Source organism: Kyrpidia sp., assembly GCF_023512215.1.
GTDB classification, from domain to species: Bacteria; Bacillota; Bacilli; order Kyrpidiales; family Kyrpidiaceae; genus Kyrpidia; species Kyrpidia spormannii.
On the sequence record NZ_JAILZZ010000038.1, the window covers coordinates 1 to 20,228 of the forward strand.

Below are 20,228 nucleotides of genomic sequence, written 5' to 3' on the forward strand. Positions count from 1 at the left end.
GGGAGTCCTGTCCTTATCAAAACTCATCACGGATACATATCGGTTCGAGGTAGATGGAGGTTTAGGTTTCTTAACCTTCCCGTGCAGGATAGGCGTTTAACTGTCTTGAAGCAGCTGCTACTGAGTTTTAACGTTGACCCGTCAGATCGAGACTCATTGGTGCGGGCAGTGAAACAACCAGCTAAACTCAAAGCCTTGAAGCAGGTGTTCAAATGGGCCTTTACCAATGATCAGAATTCCACATCACTCGTTTGCCTTCACGGGTCTGTAGATAAACCGGATGCTCTAGAAACCCACGTCGATATGCAACCACTAAGTGAGGAACCAAATCGGTGTTTTTATGGGTACAGACATGTGTTTACCGCTGGTGACCTGTCTTTCTGGGAGCATAGAGGCATAGATGAGATGATGGATCCCCATATTGTTTATATGTCCCGAAAAACAATGAAGAAATCTGCACCTTGTTAACGGGAGACCTTTCGTTGACGAAGACCAGTCGGTACAACCAATGCATCAAGCATTTCACGCAATTTATAGATAAGATTCATACCATACAAATACCCCATCACGGTTCGATCAAAAATTGGAACGAGAAACTTTTGCACGATATGAGGCGATGTTTATTCTGGGTATCATCCTACGGGACGTCCAACCGGCATGGACACCCTTCCAAAACAGTCATTACTGACATTCTGCTTAATCATCGCCTTTATTTCGCTGCAAATGAATCACAGATCGTTAGGTTTAAATATAGGCTCGGGAAGGAATCGCCAGATACCTGAGTTCTACAACCACAAGCGCCCGCACCAGTCCCTGGGATACGTGACGCCGGCCTCCGTGTTCGGCCTCTAGGGGGTGCCCCTCCACCAGGGAGCGGGATCCTCCTGCGAAGGACGACGAGCACCAATGACGAAAGGGGGCTCATCCACCAGAATGGTCGAGGGATGATCCAGATATGGAAAATACGTCCGGCCATCATATCCATATTCAGGAATCCCGACACACTCCTGAATCCGTGACGTCAGAGACGTAGAAGGGGACAAATGCCTTATGAAATCAGGTAAAATAAGCCTATGTAGGTTGTACTCTGGTTCACCCATGAGGTGATTGTGGATGCGCTATATTATCGAGGAATCGAACGAAATTCTGACAACTCATTCCGGCCTGGCGTTGGTTGGGCTGCTCCTTGAAAAAACGCAGCTTGCGAGTCGGCTCAATGCCTTGCAGGTCCTGGAACGCTCCTATACGACCATCTCGAATCGGTATGTCGCCTATTCGTATCTCGGGCTGTTATGCCAAGGAAAGAGTGACTTTGACCATATCGAACCGTTTCGTGAGGATGAAGTCTTCCCCGACGCACTGGGCGTGGCTCATGTGCCTTCGAGTCCGACACTGCGTCAGCGTTTGGACTTGGTGGCCTCGGACGCCAAACGCCGATGGCAGAGGGCAATTCTCGAGGAGTCTGCCCGTTTGTTGCGCATGATCAAGATCCCGTTGACTCCGATAGTGCTGGGAGAGGACAAGCGAACTATCTGCCCCTGGATATCGACGTGTCGCCGTTTGACAACTCCGACACGAAAAAAGAAGGGGTTTTTCGAACCTACAAGGGGTGCGACGGGTATGCGCCGATCTTTGCGTATCTGGGGCAAGAAGGATACGCCCTCAACGTTGAACTTCGGACCGGGAGCACCCATTGTCAGAAAGGGACAGCTGCGTTTCTCGCGCAAAGCATTCGCTATACGCGACAAGTATCGGATCTGCGACCGCTGGTGCGGATGGATGCGGGCAACGATAGCGTCGAGAACCTGAAGATATGCCGGAGTGGGGAGACCGAGGCCGATTTTATCATCAAGAAGAATTTGAGAAAAGAGAGCCCAGAGGCGTGGCTGCTCACGGCGCAGCAGCACGGGACCTGCGAACAGCCTCGCGAGGGGAAAAAGGTGTATCGGGGAGCGCTCATGAGTCCGATGAAAGGCCTGGAAAAGCCGGTCCGAATGGTGTTCGAGGTCATTGAGCGAACCATGCTAAGTGATGGACAGATCCTGCTGATTCCCCATATTGAAGTCTCGGTGTATCTCACGAGTTTGCCGGATGATCCATCGGTAGTCATCGACGTGTACCACGCGCACGGGACGATGGAGCAGTTTCATAGTGAAATCAAGACGGATTTGGATTTGGAGCGGCTGCCATCAGGGAAATTCGCGACTAATGATCTGGTGTTGCATTTTGGCATCCTCGCCTACAACCTGTTTCGCATCATGGGGCAGGAAAGTCTCCAGGAGCAGGATGGGCCGCTGCGGAAAAAAGCTCAGCGGCGCCGCCTTCGCCCGTGATTCAGAATCTGATCACGTTGGCGGCCAAGATGACCAAGCATGCGCGGCAAATTCGGCTGCGACTGGGGCGAGGGAATCGGTGGCTGCCTGTGTTTCGGCGGTTGTATGAGGCGTTTGGCTGAGGAGAGGAGGCTCTTATCCCCATACGGGCGACACCTCGGACACGAGGTTTATTCACGCATGAGCAATTTTACAAAAAAAGGGGTCTTCTCCATTGAAAAGGGCTGATCGCTGGCTTCCGAATGTCTCAAGGGGGATCTGTGGCCGGCAGGGCGCTATCCCCGCCAAGGTATCACGGATTCAGGACACTTTAAAAAGGGCCAAAAAAATGTCTTGACAATAGGGTCCACCTCAGTTTGCTGGGCCTTCACTGTTCACCGACGAATTCAAACTGGTCATATCAAGTTTGACAGCCTTTGAAACCGTTGTAAGTTCCAATCAGAATATTTGGTTGGATGCTTTGCCCTGTGGATGGAACTTTATTAGCGGCTGAATCATTATTAATCGCTATCGATGAGGTGAAGTGTATGGAGTTGCGAAGAAGACTTTATCACATGACACGCGTGAGCAACCTACTCGGAATCTTACGTTGTGGCCAAATCATTTGTAAGTCCAAGAACAAAAACCAATATGTCAGTATTGCATGTGAAGATGTGCAATACCGAAGATCACTAAAACAGATTCCGATTCCTCCTTACGGAACGGTTCACGATTATGTCCCATTTTATTTTGCAGTAAGACCTCCAATGTTGTATGTTATAAGCAAGGGAGGCGTAGAAACTTATAACGGCGGGCAAGAGCTGATCGTGTATCTGTGTTTAACAGTGGATCGAATACTAAAGACGAAGAGACCTTATGTATTTAGCGATGGAAACGCCTCCTCGGAGCACACGCTTTTCTTCAACGATATCTTAAGCTTGGAGGAACGGGTGGATTTTGAGATCATGGAACACCTGTATTGGACGAACAATAAAGAATACCCGGATCGCAGACGAAAGCGACAAGCAGAGTTTCTCGTGAAAGATGCTGTTCCTTGGTCGGTCGTTGAAGAAATCGGCGTCATGAACGAAAACATGAAAGGTATTGTGACCATGATTCTGGAGCGTTGGAATGACCCAACGCCTGTCACAGTTCGACGGGATTGGTATTATTGACTTACGTCACGGAGGGATCACAGGATGATTGAATACAGGGAGGGGAATTTACTCGAAGACAACGTTGAGGCATTGGTTAACACTGTTAATTGCGTTGGGGTAATGGGGAAAGGAATTGCATTACAGTTTAAGGTGGCTTTTCCGAGCAATTATGATCAATACGTCCAGGCCTGCCGGGCGCACGAAGTTAAGCCGGGAAGTATGTTTATCGTCAGAAACGACAGCTTGTTAAATCCGAAATACATTATAAATTTTCCTACCAAGCAACATTGGAAGCAGAAATCGAACATCCGATACATCAGGGAAGGATTACGCTCTTTGGTACAAACGGTAACATCATTGGGGATTACATCGATCGCTATTCCGCCTCTCGGGTGCGGCTACGGCGGTCTCGCGTGGGACGAAGTTCGTCCAATGATCGAAGAGGCCTTTGCAAACCTTGAGGATGTTGTCGTGCATCTCTATGTTCCCCAACCTGACCCGCATGCAGCGGAATTTCCGGCTACCCCGCAAAGAGGCAATACATCGGCCTTGACAGACGGCCTTTGCCCCCCTTTACGGTCTACACGCCAGCGGGAGGAGGAGCAGTCAAGGAGGACCGAAGGTCCAGCAACGGCGGTCCTTGACGGCCCGACGACCGATGACAATTTCTAGATGAGGGCAAAGGCCGTAGCAAGACCACTCTGAACGATCTGGAAATGCAAATCAAACGTTTAGGCCTTCGGTAAAGAACTCGGGCCGCCGACGGTTGAGAACATCAATCGCAGACCAACACATTTGCTCTATCCAGCCAGATGCATCAGCGAACCTCATAAGCTCCCTCGCCCGGTTGACATCTGAAGCCACGCGCTGTAGTTCCGCTTGCGGATTATAAACCAGTTCTATCGCCCGACCTTCTCACGACGTTTTTGGAAGGGAAGCGACACAGTTGGATGATCAATCCAAAAAGACAGGGGACTTCTCAAACATCTCTAGATACTTGAGCGAAGCTTTCAAACCGCTCGACGAACTAGAATTCCGCAGTCCGCTGGTAGACGAAAAGTTTTTGAAAGCACTTAGAAATCCTCAACATGCTGACCGTCAATTTGAAATCCTGATGGAGTCCATTAAGGAATTTGAAAATCAATTGGATGACGAGCACGAAGTTGCAATTCAGCTGGCTTCCTTCGGGCAATCAATCGTTATGAGTGTTGCGGCGATTGGATTCAGCAATCCTTCTTTGATCCACTTTTACGGATATGTGAGTGGTCAAAAAGCGGAATTGATCCAGCATGTAAGTCAAATTAATTTCCTGCTGCTGGCCGTTCCGAGGGCCGAACCGAATCTCCCTCCGCGCCGCATTGGTTTCCTAGTAGATCATGGTGATTCTTGATCACAGATATGATGACTTGGTTGATATGGTCGATTCCCTGATTTAACTTGTTCACGATAAAAGCGAGATGATGTTCGGCTCGACAATGGTTCTGATCTGCAACTCTCTCGGCTGTGGCCGGAGTTTCTCAAGTGCCACAGCCAGTTCCTCCAGCACTATCTTGCGGATGCGATTGTCGTTCACGTCGTCACCTCCTCGTCTCGCTCGACTAGCTTGTCGGGCTGAGCGACAGCCTGGAAAGGAGATAACCCGTGCCTGACAAACTCGACTTGATTCTGCAAAAACTTGATTCGATTGAATCCAAGGTTTCAATGATGGACGAACGCCTCCTGCACGTCGAATCCATACAGAAACAACATGGCGACATGATTACCCAACTTATCGGCATCGTTGAGTCAACCAATCAGAAAGTCAGCGACATGCAGACGGACATTTCTGCTCTCATAGAAGGTCAGAAACGCCAAGACAAAATCATCGAATCACTTGCCCTCCGCTCGCTTGAGCAGGAAACCGAGTTGCGAGAAATCAAGCGGGCGAAGTGAAAACAAATGATGCATACGGCAATCTCCCGAAAGGCCATTGGGAGATAAGTTTTAACGGAAAAGCAATTTAGTCGTCCAGTTTGGGCAACATTACTCCAAGTAGACCCCCATGCCGCCGGGGCGGCACCAGCAGAAGGATGAAAATGAGTCGGTGTTGAACAGTTACTCAGGTGGCTGGTGAAGGCAGGTCGTCACCCCTCCTTAGTTGAGGTGCTATATATTTCGTCAATTTTTCTGGAAACTTCTCTCTATATTTTCCAGTAATTTTCATGTTAAGAGCGTTTGTCGATGAAACCAAGCTGTTCCTTTAGGGCGTATTGAAGAACCTGCGAGAAGTTGATCCCTTCCTTTTCGGCTGCGTCGTTCAGCCACTTGGGAATGGTCAATGTTTTCTTGACCGCCCTGTTCTTCATTTCGTCGTGGATCGGTTCAGTACGGGCCTGGATCAATGTGACGAAAGCACCAGAGCTGGTGTCGTCTGGGATCTGTACTTCAGCAGGATTGGAAGGGGTCGGGATTTCATCCCCGTCTTGTTCCATGCCGTACAGGTGGATGGCAATCGCTTCAGAGGCCATCTTCAATGCTTCTTCCAGGTTGTCGCCTTCTGTAACGCAACCAGGAAGGTCGGGAAAGATGACTGTATATCCGCCGAGCTCATTGGGATCAAAAATCGCCGGGTAAACGTACTTTGGCATCTATGTGAACCTCCTTGCCGGCCGGGCCTCACTTGAGAAGCCCGGCCGGCTTGAGTATGGATTTGACGGTTTTCGGCGCAAGTTCCTTTCTCGGATGTGGGATGGTGACTTTTCCTGGTTTGGTTGGACGTTTGAATTGGTGATGACTACCGTTACTGCCTATGTAGTACCAGCCATCGTCCTGAATGATTCTTATCAGGTCCAGGGAGGAGATGTTTTTCATGCCTACCTCCTTCCTGATTGCATTATAACACGTATATAAAATACGTGTCACTGGTTTTTTGCGTGTGCCCGGCATGGGTGTTGACCGGGTGGTGAAAATCCACTGAGTTCAGACAAGGACTAAAGAAGGATGATGCCGAATGATAAGTCGGTGGGGAAGGACATTGCCGGGCGGTACACAGGCGGATGTTCACTGATGCGACTTCACGTCGAAGGATCTCCCGTGGTGCTGGCGGAAGCGGCGGCCCGAGGTCTTTCAGTGATTTCTTTAGATTGTCCAAAGGGGACGAAGGAAATCGGACATCGTGTCAATGGAAGACCTGATTGATGGCATGGTTGAACTACCGGCACCCGATCGTTGTGTTGGGTCTGTAAAGATTTTCTTGAAAAGAATATATCCCGTTAACCACGGCCGAAGTGCGGCCGGTTTTTGTGTCACGAAGGAGACAGGACCGCCGAGGCGAAGATGACGATGGAGGGACGCTTGTGACGGATGCGGTGGACCGGGCATTCCTGCGGGTGGAAGAAAAACTCGCGGGGGCAGACCTGGAGACGTTAAAAGAACGAATTGAGTCCATCTCTTTTGAAGCGATGTTCGACCATGTACAGGTTTTGAACCGGACGGACTGGATTATGATCGGTGTCGCCGGAGTCGCGGGGGCGTTGATCGACATCATTTACGGTCGGCCGACCGGCTTTTCGGAACCGGAAATCAAGGACAACAGTCTGTTTGGCCTCGGGGAACAACTCAAAAATTTCGACCCTCAGAATAATCCCATTGATTTTCAAGCCGACGGGCCGGTGGGGGACCGTCGACTGTACTCCTACGGGCATGATTTGTTCCGGTTTTTTGAAGGCGTGAAGGAGATCATGAACGGGGTGTATCAAGGGATTTCGCCGGATGGTCATGGTGTGATCACACACGCCTTTGCGGGTTATTCCCCGGTCAATTTACATACGGCAATCATTACACTGATTTTGCATTTGTTCAAGGACTTCTGGACTTCGATGTCGCTGCCTCTTCCGGGCATGACGTGGCTCGCGAATTTGAACGGCGATCAGATGCCGGAGTTTGCCAAGAAGCTGTACGAAGATGGAGTGAACCTGCGGACGGTCACGGCGGAGATCAGCGCCACAGTGATTGTGGAGCTGACGATCCGGGTCTATCATCATTTTCGGTTCAGGGAAAAGTCTGTCAGTCAGAGGCACATTGAGGCGCACCGGGACCGGATGCTGGCATGCGCTCACGGTGTGGCATTGCTTGCGAACATCGGCAAGGTCGCATTTACGCAACAACCAAAGCTGCTCAACATCGGGCAATGGGCCATGTTCGCCCGGGCGGCGATTCGTCTGTGGCGGTACCACGTGACCGAGATCGTCGGCGAGAAGATGAGAGTCTCCAAAGAGCGGACAAATGTCATGTCTGAGGCGCTGGCTTCATTGCTCATCGATGGGCGCGGGAAAAAAGCGTTGTACGACGCGACCCTGCTGTTGCAAGACCGGAGCACCGACAATGCTCGTCTGGCTCGCTCTGCCAAGAGTGTGGCCGAATATATGTCTTTTCATACGAATCACATGCGTGCCGGTTACGAGGAGCTGTTGGCACTGCGTTGAAAGGAGACAAAGGATGGGGACACAGTCCATCGAGGTATTGCGTAGCATCAGCGAGGTGCCGATCCCCGAAACGCTTCTTCAGGGTTCGGATTTCAGCCAGGTACCGGAAAAGATCAAAAAGGCATTGGAAGCACTGGAGTCCGCCGAAAAGACTGCGAAAAGCTACACTGACATGCCCTGGTATAAACAGATCATTAATGTTGTGTCCGGTGAAGCCCTCTTTGACACCATGACCATCGAAAAAACTCTGCTTGAGTCCCAGAAATTGCTCACTTGGCTGATGGTCATCAGTATTATGCTGACGAAAGAGATTCGGGACCATCAAATCCAAATCCACGACCTTCATGATCAGATTTATGACGTCTTGTGGAGACCGTCACTAACCTGGAAGAGCTGGGCAGCGCCTTCCATGAACTGTCGGAAAAGACGACTGAACTCCATAAAACGGTGCAGCCCGACCTTGTGAATCATATCCTTCAGAGAATGCAGCAGGCGGAGAATCGATATCTGGAATTTGACGCTAGCCAGAAAGTTTTACGCAACTCTCTCCACGAACTAAAGAGTGATCTGAATGACCAATTGTCGGGCATCCAAGCCGCTGTTGCAGTGGGTGCGAAGGAGTTCAAAAGTTATCGACGCAGCATCGTGAGAGCGATCGCGATCGCCATCGGTGTGACCAACCTGGCCTGGTTCGTCGCCTTTTTGTGGCTACACGCAGTAAAATAAGCGGGCGCAGCCGACGCTCCAGATTCATCACCAGCATCTGAAGAGCGATGACCGTCTCGCTGGTGGATCGCAGGCGTGCCCGGATCAAGCCAAGCCCGTACACACGCTTGCCTTCGCCGAACTTCCCTTCGATCGCGTTGCGTTCTGCGGCGTTCTGCCGTTCCAGCCGTGCCTGCACGGCACGGTCCGCCTGCAACTGACGACCCAAAGGAGGACCGCTCAGGCGAATCCCGCGTTGCTTGCAGTAACGCCGATTCTCTCGATTCCGGTAGGCCTTGTCGGCCAACACAGCTTCCGGATAGCAGCCGTACCGTTCCCGGTAGGCTTCGACCGCGGCCTGCAGGGTTTGGCCTTCGTGGAAACCGTCCCACCCGAGGTGTTCGATCCGGGCATACCCGTTCAAGTCCCTTGGTTCGCTCTAGGAACTTTCTACTGCCCATGGCAACCTGAAACGGGTTCGGTGATTTCCGCGGGACTTGTCCCGCTCCTCGTAGATTTTCGTGACGGCCTTTTTCTTCAATTTACGCGGTTATGGATGTTTCTTCCTGCTGTGGTTGGGGGTGTACACACTTGTGTAATGCGTCCATGAGCAGCGGGATTTGGCGATATCCCTTGACGGTCCGGAATTTCTTCTCCGCCTCGAGAAAACCCGCGGCAGCCCAGCGTAGCACCTGTTCCCCATTCTGCCAGCACTTCACGTTCCGACTCGCCATACGCACCTTTTCATGTGCCGATTTGTTACCGCTAATCCATAATGGCCGAATGCTGACGGGATTGCCTGTCCAGAAGTTGACGGATACAATGTCCATAAGTCTGGGAAAGGAAAAGGGTACCTCCGTTTGAATGGATACTGCTGTCACCCAGTATCCACAGAGGTACCCAATCATCATCACCTGTGATCATTGTATCAGATTTTGAGCTCGTTGAAACAGGTGTAGACGGGGTTTTTTGTTCGGAGTGAGGAATCGGTCCCCTGTCCGTGTTGTGAGGGGGCGCTTGGCGTGATTGGCAGTCGGCGTCGTGTGAGCGTCAAATAGCACGCACCTAGCGCCGGGCCCTCTTTTGCGAGATGATCCCTCCAGAATCCAATCATGGAGGGATCATCGTGACGAAGGCAGAGTTGGCGGAACTTCGTGAGCTTTGGCGGACCCGCGTGGCCGATTTCCGGGCCAGCGGGCAAACCGGGGCTGCCTGGTGTGCGGCTCACCAAATCAAGGAGCATCAGCTTTGGTATTGGGTGAGCAAGTTTAAGACAGAGGCACCCCCGCAATCACAACCCCATTTTATCTCGATCCGTGTCCAGGATGCTCCCGAGGGTTCGGAAATGGCCCTCTCTGTCCGTGTTGGACCCGCCATCATCGAGGTCAGGCCCGGTTACGATTCGGACTTGTTGCGCGACGTGGTGCGCACACTGGCGTCCCTATGCTGAATGGGAACATGGCACTCGAACAGCGTGTGTACCTGACGTGTGGCAACACGGACATGCGTAAATCCATTGACGGACTGGCTGCCCTGGTGCAAGGAGTCTTTCGAGTTGGACCCGTTCTCCCCTTGTCTAATCGTCTTCCGGAAACGGGACAAGCTGAAAATCCTGTTGTCAAGACCAAAATAAATTTCCTCGAAAAGATCAATCGAAAATTCCCCAGTAGCACCGTTGGTGGTTGTCATGTAGGGCTTGATACCCGCCCCCCTAGGGGGGCGGCGCGCGCCCAACAAAACCCATTTATCCCAGTTTTCTTTCTCCGCCTTCCGGTCGGAACAATCCTGCCTTTTTCTTCTCTTTGACCCGATAGCTTTCCCCTTTGATGTTGATCGTTGTGGAATGGTGCAACAGCCGGTCCAGAATTGCCGTCGCCAAAACCGAGTCCCCAAAGATCTCGCCCCACGCCCCGTACGATTTGTTGGACGTCAGGATGATCGATCCCTTCTCATATCGTTCCGAAATAATCTGGATGAAGAAATGGGCTGCCGTTTCGTCCATCTTCCGGTATCCGATCTCGTCGATGATCAAGAGCCGCGGTTTGGTAAATACGCGCAATTTCTGACGAATGGTCCGGTTTTGGTCCGCCTGTTGCAAAGTCTGAACCAGGTCATGGGCCGTCGTGAAATAGACCGTATACCGCTGCTTGATCGCCTCCAGAGCCAGGGCCACCGCCAGGTGGGTCTTCCCCACACCCGGCGGCCCCAGAAAAATGACGTTCTCTTGGTGCTCGATAAACCGTAGCGTGGCCAGGTCACGAATCCGCCGTTCGTCGATGGACGGCTGAAACTCAAACTCAAACTGTTCCAGCGTCTTGTGGTAGGGCAGGTTGGCCATCCGGGTCCGTGTCTGGATGTACCGGTCTCGTTTGGCCAGTAATTCCTCCTGAAGAAGCTTGTCCAAAAATTCCAGATACGATATATTGTGTTTGGCAGCTTCCTCGGCGTGGTGGTGAAGAACTTCCGGGACGCGGGTCCATCCAAACTGCTCGAAAGCCTCTTGAAGGCGATCTTGAAGTCCTGTCATGGTCTCACCGCCTCGTCGAGAAACTGTTCATACACCGAAAGGTTCCGTTCGACCACTTCGGGGGCGGGTCGAAGGACGAGTTTGGGCTTGGGTATGGGGACCCGGCCCTCTCCTGCCGAGACAAGCCCCTCGAAGTGTTTTTTGTCGATGATCACTTCGCCCTTTCCCGTCGCCTTGACGTGCTCTGCGATGAGTGTCTCGCCACTGTAAATCCGAATCTTGCCGTTTCTCTCATCCTGAATTTGCACGGTCTGTCCAACGAAAGGGAAGGGGACGGAATACCGGCTGGCCTCGAAAGAAACTAGGCAGTCGGTGGAGACTTTCCGCGAATGACGATCCACCTGCTCAAAGGGAATCGGGTTAAGGGGTTTCAGTCGTTCCTCGGGCCACCGGTCCACGGGTCTTGCCCACGTGGTGCCATGAACCCGTATGTTGGCCACGTGATCCAGCCACCAACGCGCCTGTTGGTTCAGGTCGTCGAGCCCGCGGAACTCTCGAATCCGCGGCCAAAGGTTTTTCCGCACGTACCCGATCCCGTTTTCCACTTTTCCCTTCGTTCGGGCCCGGTAGGGCTGGCAGCGTTTCAGCAAGAACCCGTGGTGATCGGCAAAGCGGGCAAAACGCTCGTTCCAGATGGGGTGTCCCTGTTCGTCACTCCCCGCGACAACGGTTTTCATGTTGTCGTACAGAATCACATCGGTTCGCCCATTGAAGTAGTTGAAGGCTCGCAGATGGCATCCGATGAGCGTTTCCAACTTCTCGTCCTCCGTAAACTCCAGATACATCATCCGGGAATACCCGAGAACCATGACAAAAGCGTATAGACGCTTGGTCCGTTCCAGCCACTGCACACTGAACTGTCCCCAGTCCACCTGGGCCTGATATCCAGGTTCTGTTTCAAACCGGACCGTGGCTTTGCTTCTCACCACAGGCCGCAGAGGCTGCATGAACAGGCGTAACATCGTGATCCCTCCGGTATACCCACGGGCCCGGATCTCCTCCAGAATGACCCTGGCGTTCACACATCCCTCCTCCATTCGCTGTTGGATATACTCCTTAAATGGGTCCAGCTTGCTTGGACGCTGCTCCTTCCGTATGTACTTTTCCGGCTCCTTTTTCTCCAGCCACTTCCGAATCGTTTTGCGGTCCCTCCCAAGTTCTTCCGCGATCTGAGTGATGCTCATGCCTCTTCGTCTCATCTCATGAATCATATAAAACTCCCCATTCTGAATCATGATTCCTCTCTCCTCCACGGAGAGAGTGTGTGATGAAAGCGGGGAATTTTCAACTGATCCTAGTGGGGATTTTATCACCGATCCTCACAGCCGTTCTTGCTCCCCTACCCGCTGCATCTGTTTCCAGAGGGTCATGACACTAACCCCCGGCACCCAAGTCTGGAGAATTTTCGCCGCCCGGTGGTAAGACATCTCCGTGGCCAAATCCACCATCCGCTCCATGCAGACGATCCGACACCCGCCGCCGAGGGGCAAGACCTAAAGCTTCATCCAGCAAATAGACCCGCCGACCGGTCTCACAGTCCCGGTAATACCGTCTCCGGATGCGGAGGGGTCCCAATGAGGTCAGCACCGTCCGGGTCTTGGTATGGACCAACCGCCACCGCCGAGGATCCCGCTGGCGCATGAGGTGGTCGTCGTAGCTCTCCAAGAGCACCTCCAGGACTATGCAGGCCAACCAACGATCCAGCCCTTCTCTGGTATTCTCGAAGAAAAGGGGGGTCCCCAACTCAAGCCCTCGCCAATCGACACATCGTGCAACGTGCTTCTGTTTGGCGATGTCCACACCGATGACCAATGTTGCCTCGGTGACCCGTTCGATCTTTGCGTTTTGATTCCTTGCCATGGTGGCCACCCTCCTGGGATATGTGGTGTTTTGGACTCCTCTACAATACCAGGAAGTTTTTTATTTGATCAAATTGTGAATTTCTTTCACTACAGGACTGCTCATCTCTACATGGTCAAATGCAAAATCGTGCGATTGAGTGAAAAAACCGGAAAAAACCACTTTCTCTGAGAGAGGACACCATGGAATACCGCAGAAATGGGTAGGGATATGCCACGAAAGGTCCTTAAGAGCCCTTCGTTTCGTATCATGTAGCTTTGCTGGAAGAGCAACCTAAAGGAAGCCTTCCTCTTAATGACGAAAATGAACTATACACGTTTGTCTCTCTACTCACTCATGACAGATTCATAGACGAATTAAGATGACATTTTTTATAGACGCTTGACAACATGTTGTGAGCCTTTTTCGATGCTGAAAAGGTCAGGACGGATAAGGGGTGAAGAGAAGGGGCCAGAAAACTTTCCCCCAGAGGGCCCCAGAAAAGACAGGGGTTTTGGATGGGAGTGAGGGGTAGGTTCGGGCAAATTCACCCCAGTCCAATAAGACAGGTGAGTCCCCTTTTGTTAGAATCGTAGTTGGAGAAACCATCCAACAAGGAGGACTCACCCGTATGGCCATTATACCACAAATCGAACTGTTTTCCTGGGAAGAGATTGAGCCGCTTGGAGATCTGGAACGCCTCCGGCTGGTTCTGGAACATCTGCCGGACGAAGCGCTCATGGTGCAACTGGAGAAATCGAGAGGTCATGGGCGAGATGATGACTACCCGGTTCGCGCGATGTGGAACTCGATGTTGGCAGGGATGTAGAAGGCGGAGCTCCTGGGCCAGGTAACCACGAACCTGACCCTGGTTTGGCATGGCCTGAACCACCCAACTTGCGGGTGATCAACCAGATAATGGGCTTGTCGAGCTCAACGCGCTGATGGGATTCGTGCTGAAGGTTCGGGGAAAAAGGGACATCGAAAAAGGCTCGTTGTTTACTCGTCTTGACAAAGTGATTCGTCTCAAAGAAAATTGAAAATGATTCAGAACTTGTAGCCTTGCTATTGGAGTCAAGGAAAGTAAGAGAACGGCACTTCACTAAAAAGTACGTTGGATTCAAAGGTCGGGTTTAAGTGAAAGCTGGAAAGAGGACACCCTTTTCTATTCCTAGAGGCAAGGGTTTCGGGTGCTGTAAAAGGTGATGATGCAGCTTAATATTATCCCTAAGCATCAAGGCGCACTGCTCTTTCAGTCTTTATCAGTGTGCACCAAGGAAACTGAGATGGGGGTCGATTTGGGACAGTTTATGATCCTTAGCGAACATAACCGCTTTGGTTTTGGTGGACATGAAACTTTTCCTTTCCGCTACGGGTGGTTGAAAAAAGCTGTGGATGGTATACAAGTGCTAGGTGATGACCGGGCCATCGTTGAGCTTGGTGTTGGCAAAAACATGGTCCGGAGCATCAGACACTGGGGGCTTGCCACCCAGATGTTAAGAGTTAGGAACGGGCGTCAGCTAGAGGTGTCCGAAATTGGACGGCTACTCATGCAGAAATGGGACCCCTACCTCGAGGATCCCGCTTCCATGTGGCTGATCCATTGGCTCCTTATCTACAATCCTGCCAGAGCTGCGGTCTGGCATCTGGTCTTTACCTCCTATACTAAGCCTGAATTTACCAAAGGGCTGCTTGTAGAGTTTCTCTCTGACTATGCGGCCCGACATGGCCTCAAAGTGAAGGAGTCTACCGTGAGCCGAGACGTTGACTGCTTTATCCGTTCCTATGTCGCCTCCCGTTCGGATAGGGAACTCTTGGAAGACTCTTTTGGTTGTCCTTTGGCCGAACTGGCGCTGATTCAGCCCTTGCGAGACGGGGAGGGATTCCGATTTGCCATCGGTCCCAAGCCGACCTTGCCCTTAGAGATTTTCGGGTATTCCCTGTTCGACTATCTCGAAAGAGTAGCCCCTACGCGACAAACCCTGAGCCTCAGCGAGTGTCTCTACGGTCAGGGTAGTCCGGGTCAGGTCTTCAAGCTTGACGAGAACAGTCTCATTGAGTACCTTGAGGCCCTGCAGGAATACACGGAAGGGGCCGCCCTGCTCGACGAGACTGCCGGACTCAAGCAGTTGTACTGTCGGAGAAAGGTGGCGCCTTTGAGCTTTCTAGATGCCTATTACGCCGGGTGGAGAACATGATCTTGACTTGCCCCTTCTTTCGTTCCGTGCATTTGGAGCATGATTGGATTGATGAAAGCGCAATAAGAGGTTACCGCATCACTGCCGGGGTGAGGGCAGTGTTGAACCGAATCCTCGAGGGACTCGGTATCGGACATGAGCTGGCTTTTACCATTACTGGTCCCTACGGAAGTGGTAAGTCTGCATTTGCCCTCTTTCTCATCCAGTTGTTGAGCCGCGGTACGCAAAGTTTGTCCTATGCCCTACTCAAAGCTACAGACCCGGTCTTAGCCGAACGTGTGCTGCCCTTATTAAAAGTTCCTTTCTTTCCCATCCCCCTGACCTTGCGTCGCGCACCGCTCTCCCAGATGGTGTTAGAGGGTTTGCAACGGGGTTTAGCCCGCCTTGGAGGCAGTGATCTTGGAAAACCTCACTCTACTGCAGATGGGCGCATGGTCTTGGAGGGCTTTGAGACCCTCCAAACGCGTGCGGCCGAGGCCGGGTACGGTGGGGTCATCCTGGTGCTCGACGAGCTAGGCAAAGCTCTGGAGTATGCCGCGCGGCACCCCGGAGAGGACATCTATCTCCTGCAGGAGCTAGCCGAGTTTGCAGTGCGTGCAGAGCATCCGCTACTCATTGTGGGTATCCTGCATCAGGCCTTCGAGCAGTATGGGGAGCATCTTGAGCTTTTCGCCCGCCGCGAGTGGGCTAAGGTACAGGGGCGTTTCAGCGACATCGCTTTCTTGGAGCCCCCCGAGGAGCAGGTGAGGCTCGTGGCCTCGGCCGTGGCTTCCCTCGGTCTGGAAATGAAGACAGAGCAGGCTAGGGTAGCATGTCTCCTCGTCGGAGGCGGTTTCACCCTGCCGGGCTTGGGGGAAGAAGATCTAGCGGACTTGGCCGCTCGGGCCTACCCCTTGCACACTACAGTACTATTAGCCCTGCCATACCTCTTCCGCCGCTTGGCTCAAAACGAGCGCTCCATCTTCGCGTATCTGTTCTCGGGAGAACCTTTTGGCCTTCAAGATCTTCTGCGCCGAGGCGAAAGGGTGGTGCGGCTGTCCCACCTCTTCGATTACTTTATGACCAATCTCACGGGGGCATTGAGCCAGAATACCTTTGCAAGGAGGCTCTTAGAGGTGGCCGACGCCCTAGAGCGGAGTCCCGACCTCTCACCTCTTGAGGCCGAGATTTTGAAAACCGTGGGCTTGATAAACCTGCTAGGAGAGGTCTCGCCACTGCAGTCTAAGGGATCCCTAATCTCCCTGGCCGTGTCCGATACCCCAGCAGACCCTGAGATAGAAGCTGCATTGGTCCGTCTACGGGAGCGTTCGTTGCTGGTCTTCCGACGCTTTGATGGGACCTACCGTGTCTGGGAGGGGAGCGACATCGACCTTGAGGCCCGTCTTGAAGTCGCCCGCCCTAGGGTGAGGGATTATCCGCTCTCTAAGGTGCTCTCTCGTTATCTGTCCTATCGCCCCTTGGTAGCCCGACGTCATAGCTACGAGAACGGGGCGTTGAGGTTCTTCGAGGTACGCTACCTAGATGCGCCGGTAAGCGCCAAAGCTATGAAGCCTCAAGGTGGAGCTGATGGGGTCGTCGCATGCTGTCTCCCGGCCTCGCCCCTACACGCTGAACGCTTCCTAGAGTGGGCCCGCAGCCAGGAGATCGCGGGGCAAAAGCATTTAATGCTGGTTTTGCCCCAGGAAATTAGGAGACTGCGCGAGGTGGCCCATGAGCTTGCCGCAGTGCATTGGGTGTGGGAGAACACTCCCGAGCTGCGCGACGATCGTGTAGCCCGTCGCGAACTGGCGGAGCGCACAGCGGCTCTCGAAAGGGTCGTTGCCGAAACGGTAGGCTACCTCATGGACCCAAACCCTGAACCCAAAGGAGCGGGTGCGCTGTGGATCTATGGTGGGGAAGTTCGCGAAGTTCGCAGTCCTAGAGAGGTTTCTTCCCTGCTTTCGGAGGTCATGGATCGGCTTTATCCTTTGACCCCACGGCTCCACAACGAGCTTATCAATCGCCGGATCCTTTCTTCGGCAGCCGCCGCAGCCCGCCGAACGCTGATTGAGAGGATGTTCACCCAAGGGGAAAAACCATTCCTGGGCATGGAAGGCTATCCTCCCGAGCGTAGTATTTACGAATCGGTCTTGATGGCTACGAGGCTACACCGAGAGGAGGACGGAGTCTGGACTTTCGCTCCACCTTCGGGGGATGATCCCAGGGGGTTGCGTCCAGTCTGGGAGCAGATGGAGTGCATGATCTTCGGTGCTTTGAACGAGCCCTATCCTGTAGATCGGCTTTTCAAGCAGCTTTCTTTGCCCCCCTATGGTGTCATGTCCGGGGTTCTGCCGGTATTGTTGGCAGCTTTCCTGCAGGCGTATTCCGATGAAACAAGCCTCTACCGGGAAGGCACTTTTCTTCCTGAGCCCGGCGTTGCCGACTTTGAGCTGTTGATGAGGCGGCCGGAGCTCTTTGCCGTTGCTGGCCATCGCCTCCAAGGCGAACGGGCCGCCGTTGTGGCTCGACTGAGCAAGAGCCTTGAAGTCAAATCCGCAACTGTACCCGTGGTTCGGGCATTAATTCGCATGGTGCGTTCTCTTCCCGACGCCGCCTGGCGCACACGGCAGCTTCCTGCGGAAGCGCTAAAGCTGCGAGAGGCCTTTGAGCAGGCCCGCTCTCCTGAGCGGTTGCTTTTCGTGGACTTACCGCTAGCTCTAGGAGAAGCACCCTTTAACGAAGAACCCCCTAACGAAGAATGGCGCATAGCCCGATTTTTCGACAAACTCAATCAGGCCATTCAAGCTTGGGCAGCTTTCCAGCCCAACAGGATTCAAATGGCCCGAGACATCCTCCTCACCGCTTGCGGATTGCCAAAGGGTGAGGCCGGGTGGCGCGAGCTTCGCCGCCAGGCCAAAGAGTTGGAAGGAAAGGCTGTCCATGCGCGACTGGTGCCCTTAATTAACCGGCTCAATTCCCTTGGTGAAGAAAGCAACGTGTTAGAGAGCGTGCTTGCCTTGGTAGCCGGTAAGCCTCCCAAAAGTTGGAGTGATGCCGATTTCGAGCGCTTCCCGGTGCAAGCGGAGGCACTGGGGACCTTCTTTAGGGAAGCCACTCACCTGCTGGGGGTGCTGACTTCGGAGGAAGAGGCACAAAGCATAAAGATGGCGGAGTTAATTTGTCATCTTTTAGAAAAAGAAAAGATACCATCTCATGTGGTGCGTGCCACTTTGGTGCGTCTACTTCGAGAGCTTTAATCATAGCCAGAGGGGGATCCATTTATGGAAGTTATGGAAGCCAAGCCGGTACGCCACATCCTTTCCCTTTCTGGGGGCAAGGACAGTACGGCCCTGGCCATCTATTTGCGGGACAAGGTGTCCGATATGGAGTACGTATTTATGGACACGGGAGAGGAACTGCCTGAGACCTACGAGTATTTGGAGAAGCTCGAGGCGTACTTGGGCAAGCCGATCGTGCGGCTAAACCCTGACCGACCTTTTTCTCATTACTTGGAACTATATCGAGGTGTACTACCAGATCCCCGAACTCGTTGGTGCACCCGGATGCTCAAGATTAAGCCGTTCGAAAGGTACGTTGGGGACGACCACGTTATCAGCTATATAGCAATTCGGGCAGATGAACCACATCGCAAAGGCTACATTTCGACAAAACCTAACATTACTCCACGTTATCCCTTCATGGAAGATGGGATTCGCAAAGAAGATGTTTATCGTATCCTGGAAGAAAGCGGTCTTGGGCTTCCGCACTATTACCGATGGCGTTCACGCTCAGGTTGCTATTTCTGCTTTTTCCAGCAACGAATTGAGTGGGTAGGATTGCTTGAAAACCATCCTGACCTTTTTGAAAGAGCTAAGCGATACGAAAAAATCGACCATATTACCGGAGAAAGATTTACTTGGAATCAGAGAGAAAGTTTAGAAGAACTTTCTAAACCGGAACGAATAGCCCAGATCAAAGAAGAATGTATGGCGAGGCCGCGATCTGAGAGTAACAAGAACTTCTCCTTGATGGAAATCTTGGGCGAAGACGTTGACATTAATGATAGCCAATCTTGCTTGGTTTGTCATTTATAGTATGGAAAGGAGAAGAAAAAAAGGAGGTGAAGTTGGTGGGTAGAATCAATTTGGTGAAAACAATTTATTGACGAACACATTGGTTATGCCTCTTTTCTTAAAAACCTTCATAAAACCTTCAAGGTGAGACTATGAAACATCGTATTGGTACGGTCTTTCACGAGTCGTTTTCGCTATCACGTCCCGCACTCTCAGCTATTCTACGCATTGCTGTTGAAAGTAGAAAAGAAGTGGGCTTTGAAACTATTCGCGAAGAAACCCATCTGGGCAATAATTATGTGAAAGCCATGCCCCGTTATGCGGTAGGCGCAGGACTTCTCGAGAACAAAACCTACCGTCTCACCCCATTGGGCCATTACGTGTACGATAACGACCCTGGTCTGAGCCATCCGTCTACGCAGTGGCTTATGCACTACCACTTGAGTGCTCCGCTGGGACCGGGAGCGGTCTTCTGGCACTACCTTGTTAGCTGCCACCTACGCCCTGGGGCTAGGCTGTATCCTACTTCTTTGCGCCAGGACGTACGGGCATTTGTCCGTGAAGCTGAAGGCAAGGAGCTAGCAGATCGTTCTGTGCGCACGCTGATTACGGTGTTTACTGGCACCTACGTCAAAACCGATGGGCTGGGTCAGTTGGGTATTTTACAGGAGCAGGGTAATGAATTCGTCGTACAAGAGCCCAATTCGCCATCCGCGGGAGTCATAGGCTACGCGTTGGCACACTATTGGGAGCAGACTTGGCCTGGGCTAGGACAGGTGAACCTCAACGATCTATACGAACCGGGGGGGTTCGCCAGCCTTCTGCTTCTCAATGCTTTTACCCTAGGGAGTCGCCTACGGGAACTACAAAGTAAACGATTTCTTGAGCTTCATCAGATAGCTCCACCCCATCAACTAGTGCGGCTTTGGAACTCTCCCGTTGATTTTCTTCCCCTTCTTTACGAGGGAGGGTAAA

Annotated in this window: 20 protein-coding genes and 4 pseudogenes; 16 read left to right on the forward strand and 8 right to left on the reverse strand. The window is 52.4% G+C overall.

Going from position 1 to position 20,228, the window contains the following annotated elements; genetic code table 11:
* Window positions 1-754: 754 nt before the first annotated feature.
* From K6T64_RS12240 to K6T64_RS12260, 5 genes and pseudogenes are all read left to right on the forward strand, one after another.
* Window positions 755-852: pseudogene (locus K6T64_RS12240) on the forward strand (integrase core domain-containing protein); the annotation flags it as partial.
* 261 nt (window positions 853-1,113) lie between these two features.
* A pseudogene (locus tag K6T64_RS12245) lies at window positions 1,114-2,455 on the forward strand (IS1380 family transposase).
* A 345-nt stretch (window positions 2,456-2,800) separates the two neighbouring features.
* On the forward strand, window positions 2,801-3,487 hold the full coding sequence (darT, locus tag K6T64_RS12250; RefSeq protein WP_288010477.1) for a type II toxin-antitoxin system toxin DNA ADP-ribosyl transferase DarT: 687 nt from the start codon (window positions 2,801-2,803) through the stop codon (window positions 3,485-3,487).
* Between the two features lie 24 nt (window positions 3,488-3,511).
* The gene (gene darG / locus K6T64_RS12255) at window positions 3,512-4,141 is read left to right on the forward strand and encodes a type II toxin-antitoxin system antitoxin DNA ADP-ribosyl glycohydrolase DarG (RefSeq protein WP_288010479.1); all 630 of its coding nucleotides are present in this window, start codon (window positions 3,512-3,514) and stop codon (window positions 4,139-4,141) included.
* 274 nt (window positions 4,142-4,415) lie between these two features.
* On the forward strand, window positions 4,416-4,859 hold the full coding sequence (locus K6T64_RS12260) for a DUF6173 family protein (protein WP_288010481.1): 444 nt from the start codon (window positions 4,416-4,418) through the stop codon (window positions 4,857-4,859).
* Between the two features lie 51 nt (window positions 4,860-4,910).
* Here K6T64_RS12260 and K6T64_RS12265 read toward each other — a convergent pair whose 3' ends face one another.
* Window positions 4,911-5,042 (reverse strand): hypothetical protein, encoded by a 132-nt coding sequence (locus K6T64_RS12265; protein WP_288010483.1) that lies wholly within the window; start codon window positions 5,040-5,042, stop codon window positions 4,911-4,913.
* Window positions 5,043-5,110: 68 nt separating this feature from the next.
* Between K6T64_RS12265 and K6T64_RS12270 the strand changes: the two genes are divergently transcribed.
* A complete protein-coding gene (locus tag K6T64_RS12270) occupies window positions 5,111-5,401 on the forward strand; it encodes a hypothetical protein (RefSeq protein WP_288010485.1) in 291 nt (96 codons plus the stop codon).
* Between the two features lie 272 nt (window positions 5,402-5,673).
* Here the strand turns inward: K6T64_RS12270 and K6T64_RS12275 are convergent, their stop codons facing one another.
* Window positions 5,674-6,096: a type II toxin-antitoxin system HicB family antitoxin gene (locus K6T64_RS12275; protein ID WP_288010487.1), complete on the reverse strand. Its 423-nt coding sequence runs from the start codon at window positions 6,094-6,096 to the stop codon at window positions 5,674-5,676.
* 28 nt (window positions 6,097-6,124) lie between these two features.
* Window positions 6,125-6,394 carry a type II toxin-antitoxin system HicA family toxin gene (locus K6T64_RS12280; protein ID WP_483306145.1) on the reverse strand — a complete coding sequence of 90 codons (270 nt, stop codon included), beginning with the start codon at window positions 6,392-6,394 and terminating at the stop codon, window positions 6,125-6,127.
* Between the two features lie 54 nt (window positions 6,395-6,448).
* Here K6T64_RS12280 and K6T64_RS12285 point away from each other — a divergent pair, with 54 nt between their 5' ends.
* The 3 genes from K6T64_RS12285 to K6T64_RS12295 all read left to right on the forward strand — a co-directional run bounded on the left by K6T64_RS12285 (window position 6,449) and on the right by K6T64_RS12295 (window position 8,398).
* Window positions 6,449-6,646, forward strand: coding sequence for a hypothetical protein (locus tag K6T64_RS12285; protein WP_288010489.1), 198 nt, complete (start codon window positions 6,449-6,451; stop codon window positions 6,644-6,646).
* Window positions 6,647-6,804: 158 nt separating this feature from the next.
* Window positions 6,805-7,932: a hypothetical protein gene (locus K6T64_RS12290; RefSeq protein ID WP_288010490.1), complete on the forward strand. Its 1,128-nt coding sequence runs from the start codon at window positions 6,805-6,807 to the stop codon at window positions 7,930-7,932.
* A gap of 13 nt (window positions 7,933-7,945) precedes the next feature.
* Entirely contained in the window at window positions 7,946-8,398 is a 453-nt protein-coding gene (locus K6T64_RS12295) for a hypothetical protein (RefSeq protein WP_288010491.1), read from the forward strand.
* Window positions 8,399-8,554: 156 nt separating this feature from the next.
* On the opposite strand, the pseudogene K6T64_RS12300 reads toward K6T64_RS12295, so the two are convergent.
* Both K6T64_RS12300 and K6T64_RS12305 read right to left on the reverse strand, forming a co-directional pair.
* A pseudogene (locus tag K6T64_RS12300) lies at window positions 8,555-9,061 on the reverse strand (transposase); the annotation flags it as partial.
* A 118-nt stretch (window positions 9,062-9,179) separates the two neighbouring features.
* Window positions 9,180-9,395: pseudogene (locus K6T64_RS12305) on the reverse strand (IS256 family transposase); the annotation flags it as partial.
* A 368-nt stretch (window positions 9,396-9,763) separates the two neighbouring features.
* Between K6T64_RS12305 and tnpA the strand changes: the two are divergent.
* Both tnpA and tnpB read left to right on the forward strand, forming a co-directional pair.
* Complete coding sequence (tnpA, locus tag K6T64_RS12310; protein ID WP_288010493.1) at window positions 9,764-10,087, forward strand: IS66 family insertion sequence element accessory protein TnpA; 324 nt, start codon at window positions 9,764-9,766, stop codon at window positions 10,085-10,087.
* A gap of 8 nt (window positions 10,088-10,095) precedes the next feature.
* The gene (gene tnpB, locus K6T64_RS16890; protein WP_353737817.1) at window positions 10,096-10,443 is read left to right on the forward strand and encodes an IS66 family insertion sequence element accessory protein TnpB; all 348 of its coding nucleotides are present in this window, start codon (window positions 10,096-10,098) and stop codon (window positions 10,441-10,443) included.
* Here tnpB and istB read toward each other — a convergent pair.
* The 3 genes from istB to K6T64_RS12325 form a co-directional block, all read right to left on the reverse strand.
* On the reverse strand, window positions 10,382-11,164 hold the full coding sequence (gene istB / locus K6T64_RS12315) for an IS21-like element helper ATPase IstB (RefSeq protein ID WP_288010494.1): 783 nt from the start codon (window positions 11,162-11,164) through the stop codon (window positions 10,382-10,384). The genes tnpB and istB overlap by 62 nt on opposite strands.
* Window positions 11,161-12,399, reverse strand: a complete 1,239-nt coding sequence (gene istA / locus K6T64_RS12320; protein WP_288010496.1) for an IS21 family transposase — start codon at window positions 12,397-12,399, stop codon at window positions 11,161-11,163. Before istA ends, istB begins: the two co-directional genes overlap by 4 nt.
* A 139-nt stretch (window positions 12,400-12,538) precedes the next feature.
* On the reverse strand, window positions 12,539-13,024 hold the full coding sequence (locus K6T64_RS12325) for a UPF0236 family transposase-like protein (RefSeq protein WP_288010499.1): 486 nt from the start codon (window positions 13,022-13,024) through the stop codon (window positions 12,539-12,541).
* A 610-nt stretch (window positions 13,025-13,634) separates the two neighbouring features.
* Between K6T64_RS12325 and K6T64_RS12330 the strand changes: the two genes are divergently transcribed.
* The 5 genes from K6T64_RS12330 to K6T64_RS12350 all read left to right on the forward strand — a co-directional run bounded on the left by K6T64_RS12330 (window position 13,635) and on the right by K6T64_RS12350 (window position 20,227).
* Window positions 13,635-13,832, forward strand: a complete 198-nt coding sequence (locus tag K6T64_RS12330; protein WP_288010501.1) for a hypothetical protein — start codon at window positions 13,635-13,637, stop codon at window positions 13,830-13,832.
* 376 nt (window positions 13,833-14,208) lie between these two features.
* On the forward strand, window positions 14,209-15,201 hold the full coding sequence (locus K6T64_RS12335; RefSeq protein ID WP_288010522.1) for a DUF4007 family protein: 993 nt from the start codon (window positions 14,209-14,211) through the stop codon (window positions 15,199-15,201).
* A gap of 98 nt (window positions 15,202-15,299) precedes the next feature.
* Window positions 15,300-18,437 carry a hypothetical protein gene (locus tag K6T64_RS12340; RefSeq protein ID WP_288010503.1) on the forward strand — a complete coding sequence of 1,046 codons (3,138 nt, stop codon included), beginning with the start codon at window positions 15,300-15,302 and terminating at the stop codon, window positions 18,435-18,437.
* A gap of 24 nt (window positions 18,438-18,461) precedes the next feature.
* Window positions 18,462-19,274, forward strand: coding sequence for a phosphoadenosine phosphosulfate reductase family protein (locus K6T64_RS12345; protein WP_288010505.1), 813 nt, complete (start codon window positions 18,462-18,464; stop codon window positions 19,272-19,274).
* Window positions 19,275-19,405: 131 nt separating this feature from the next.
* Entirely contained in the window at window positions 19,406-20,227 is an 822-nt protein-coding gene (locus K6T64_RS12350; protein ID WP_288010507.1) for a DUF4007 family protein, read from the forward strand.
* Window position 20,228 lies beyond the last annotated feature (1 nt).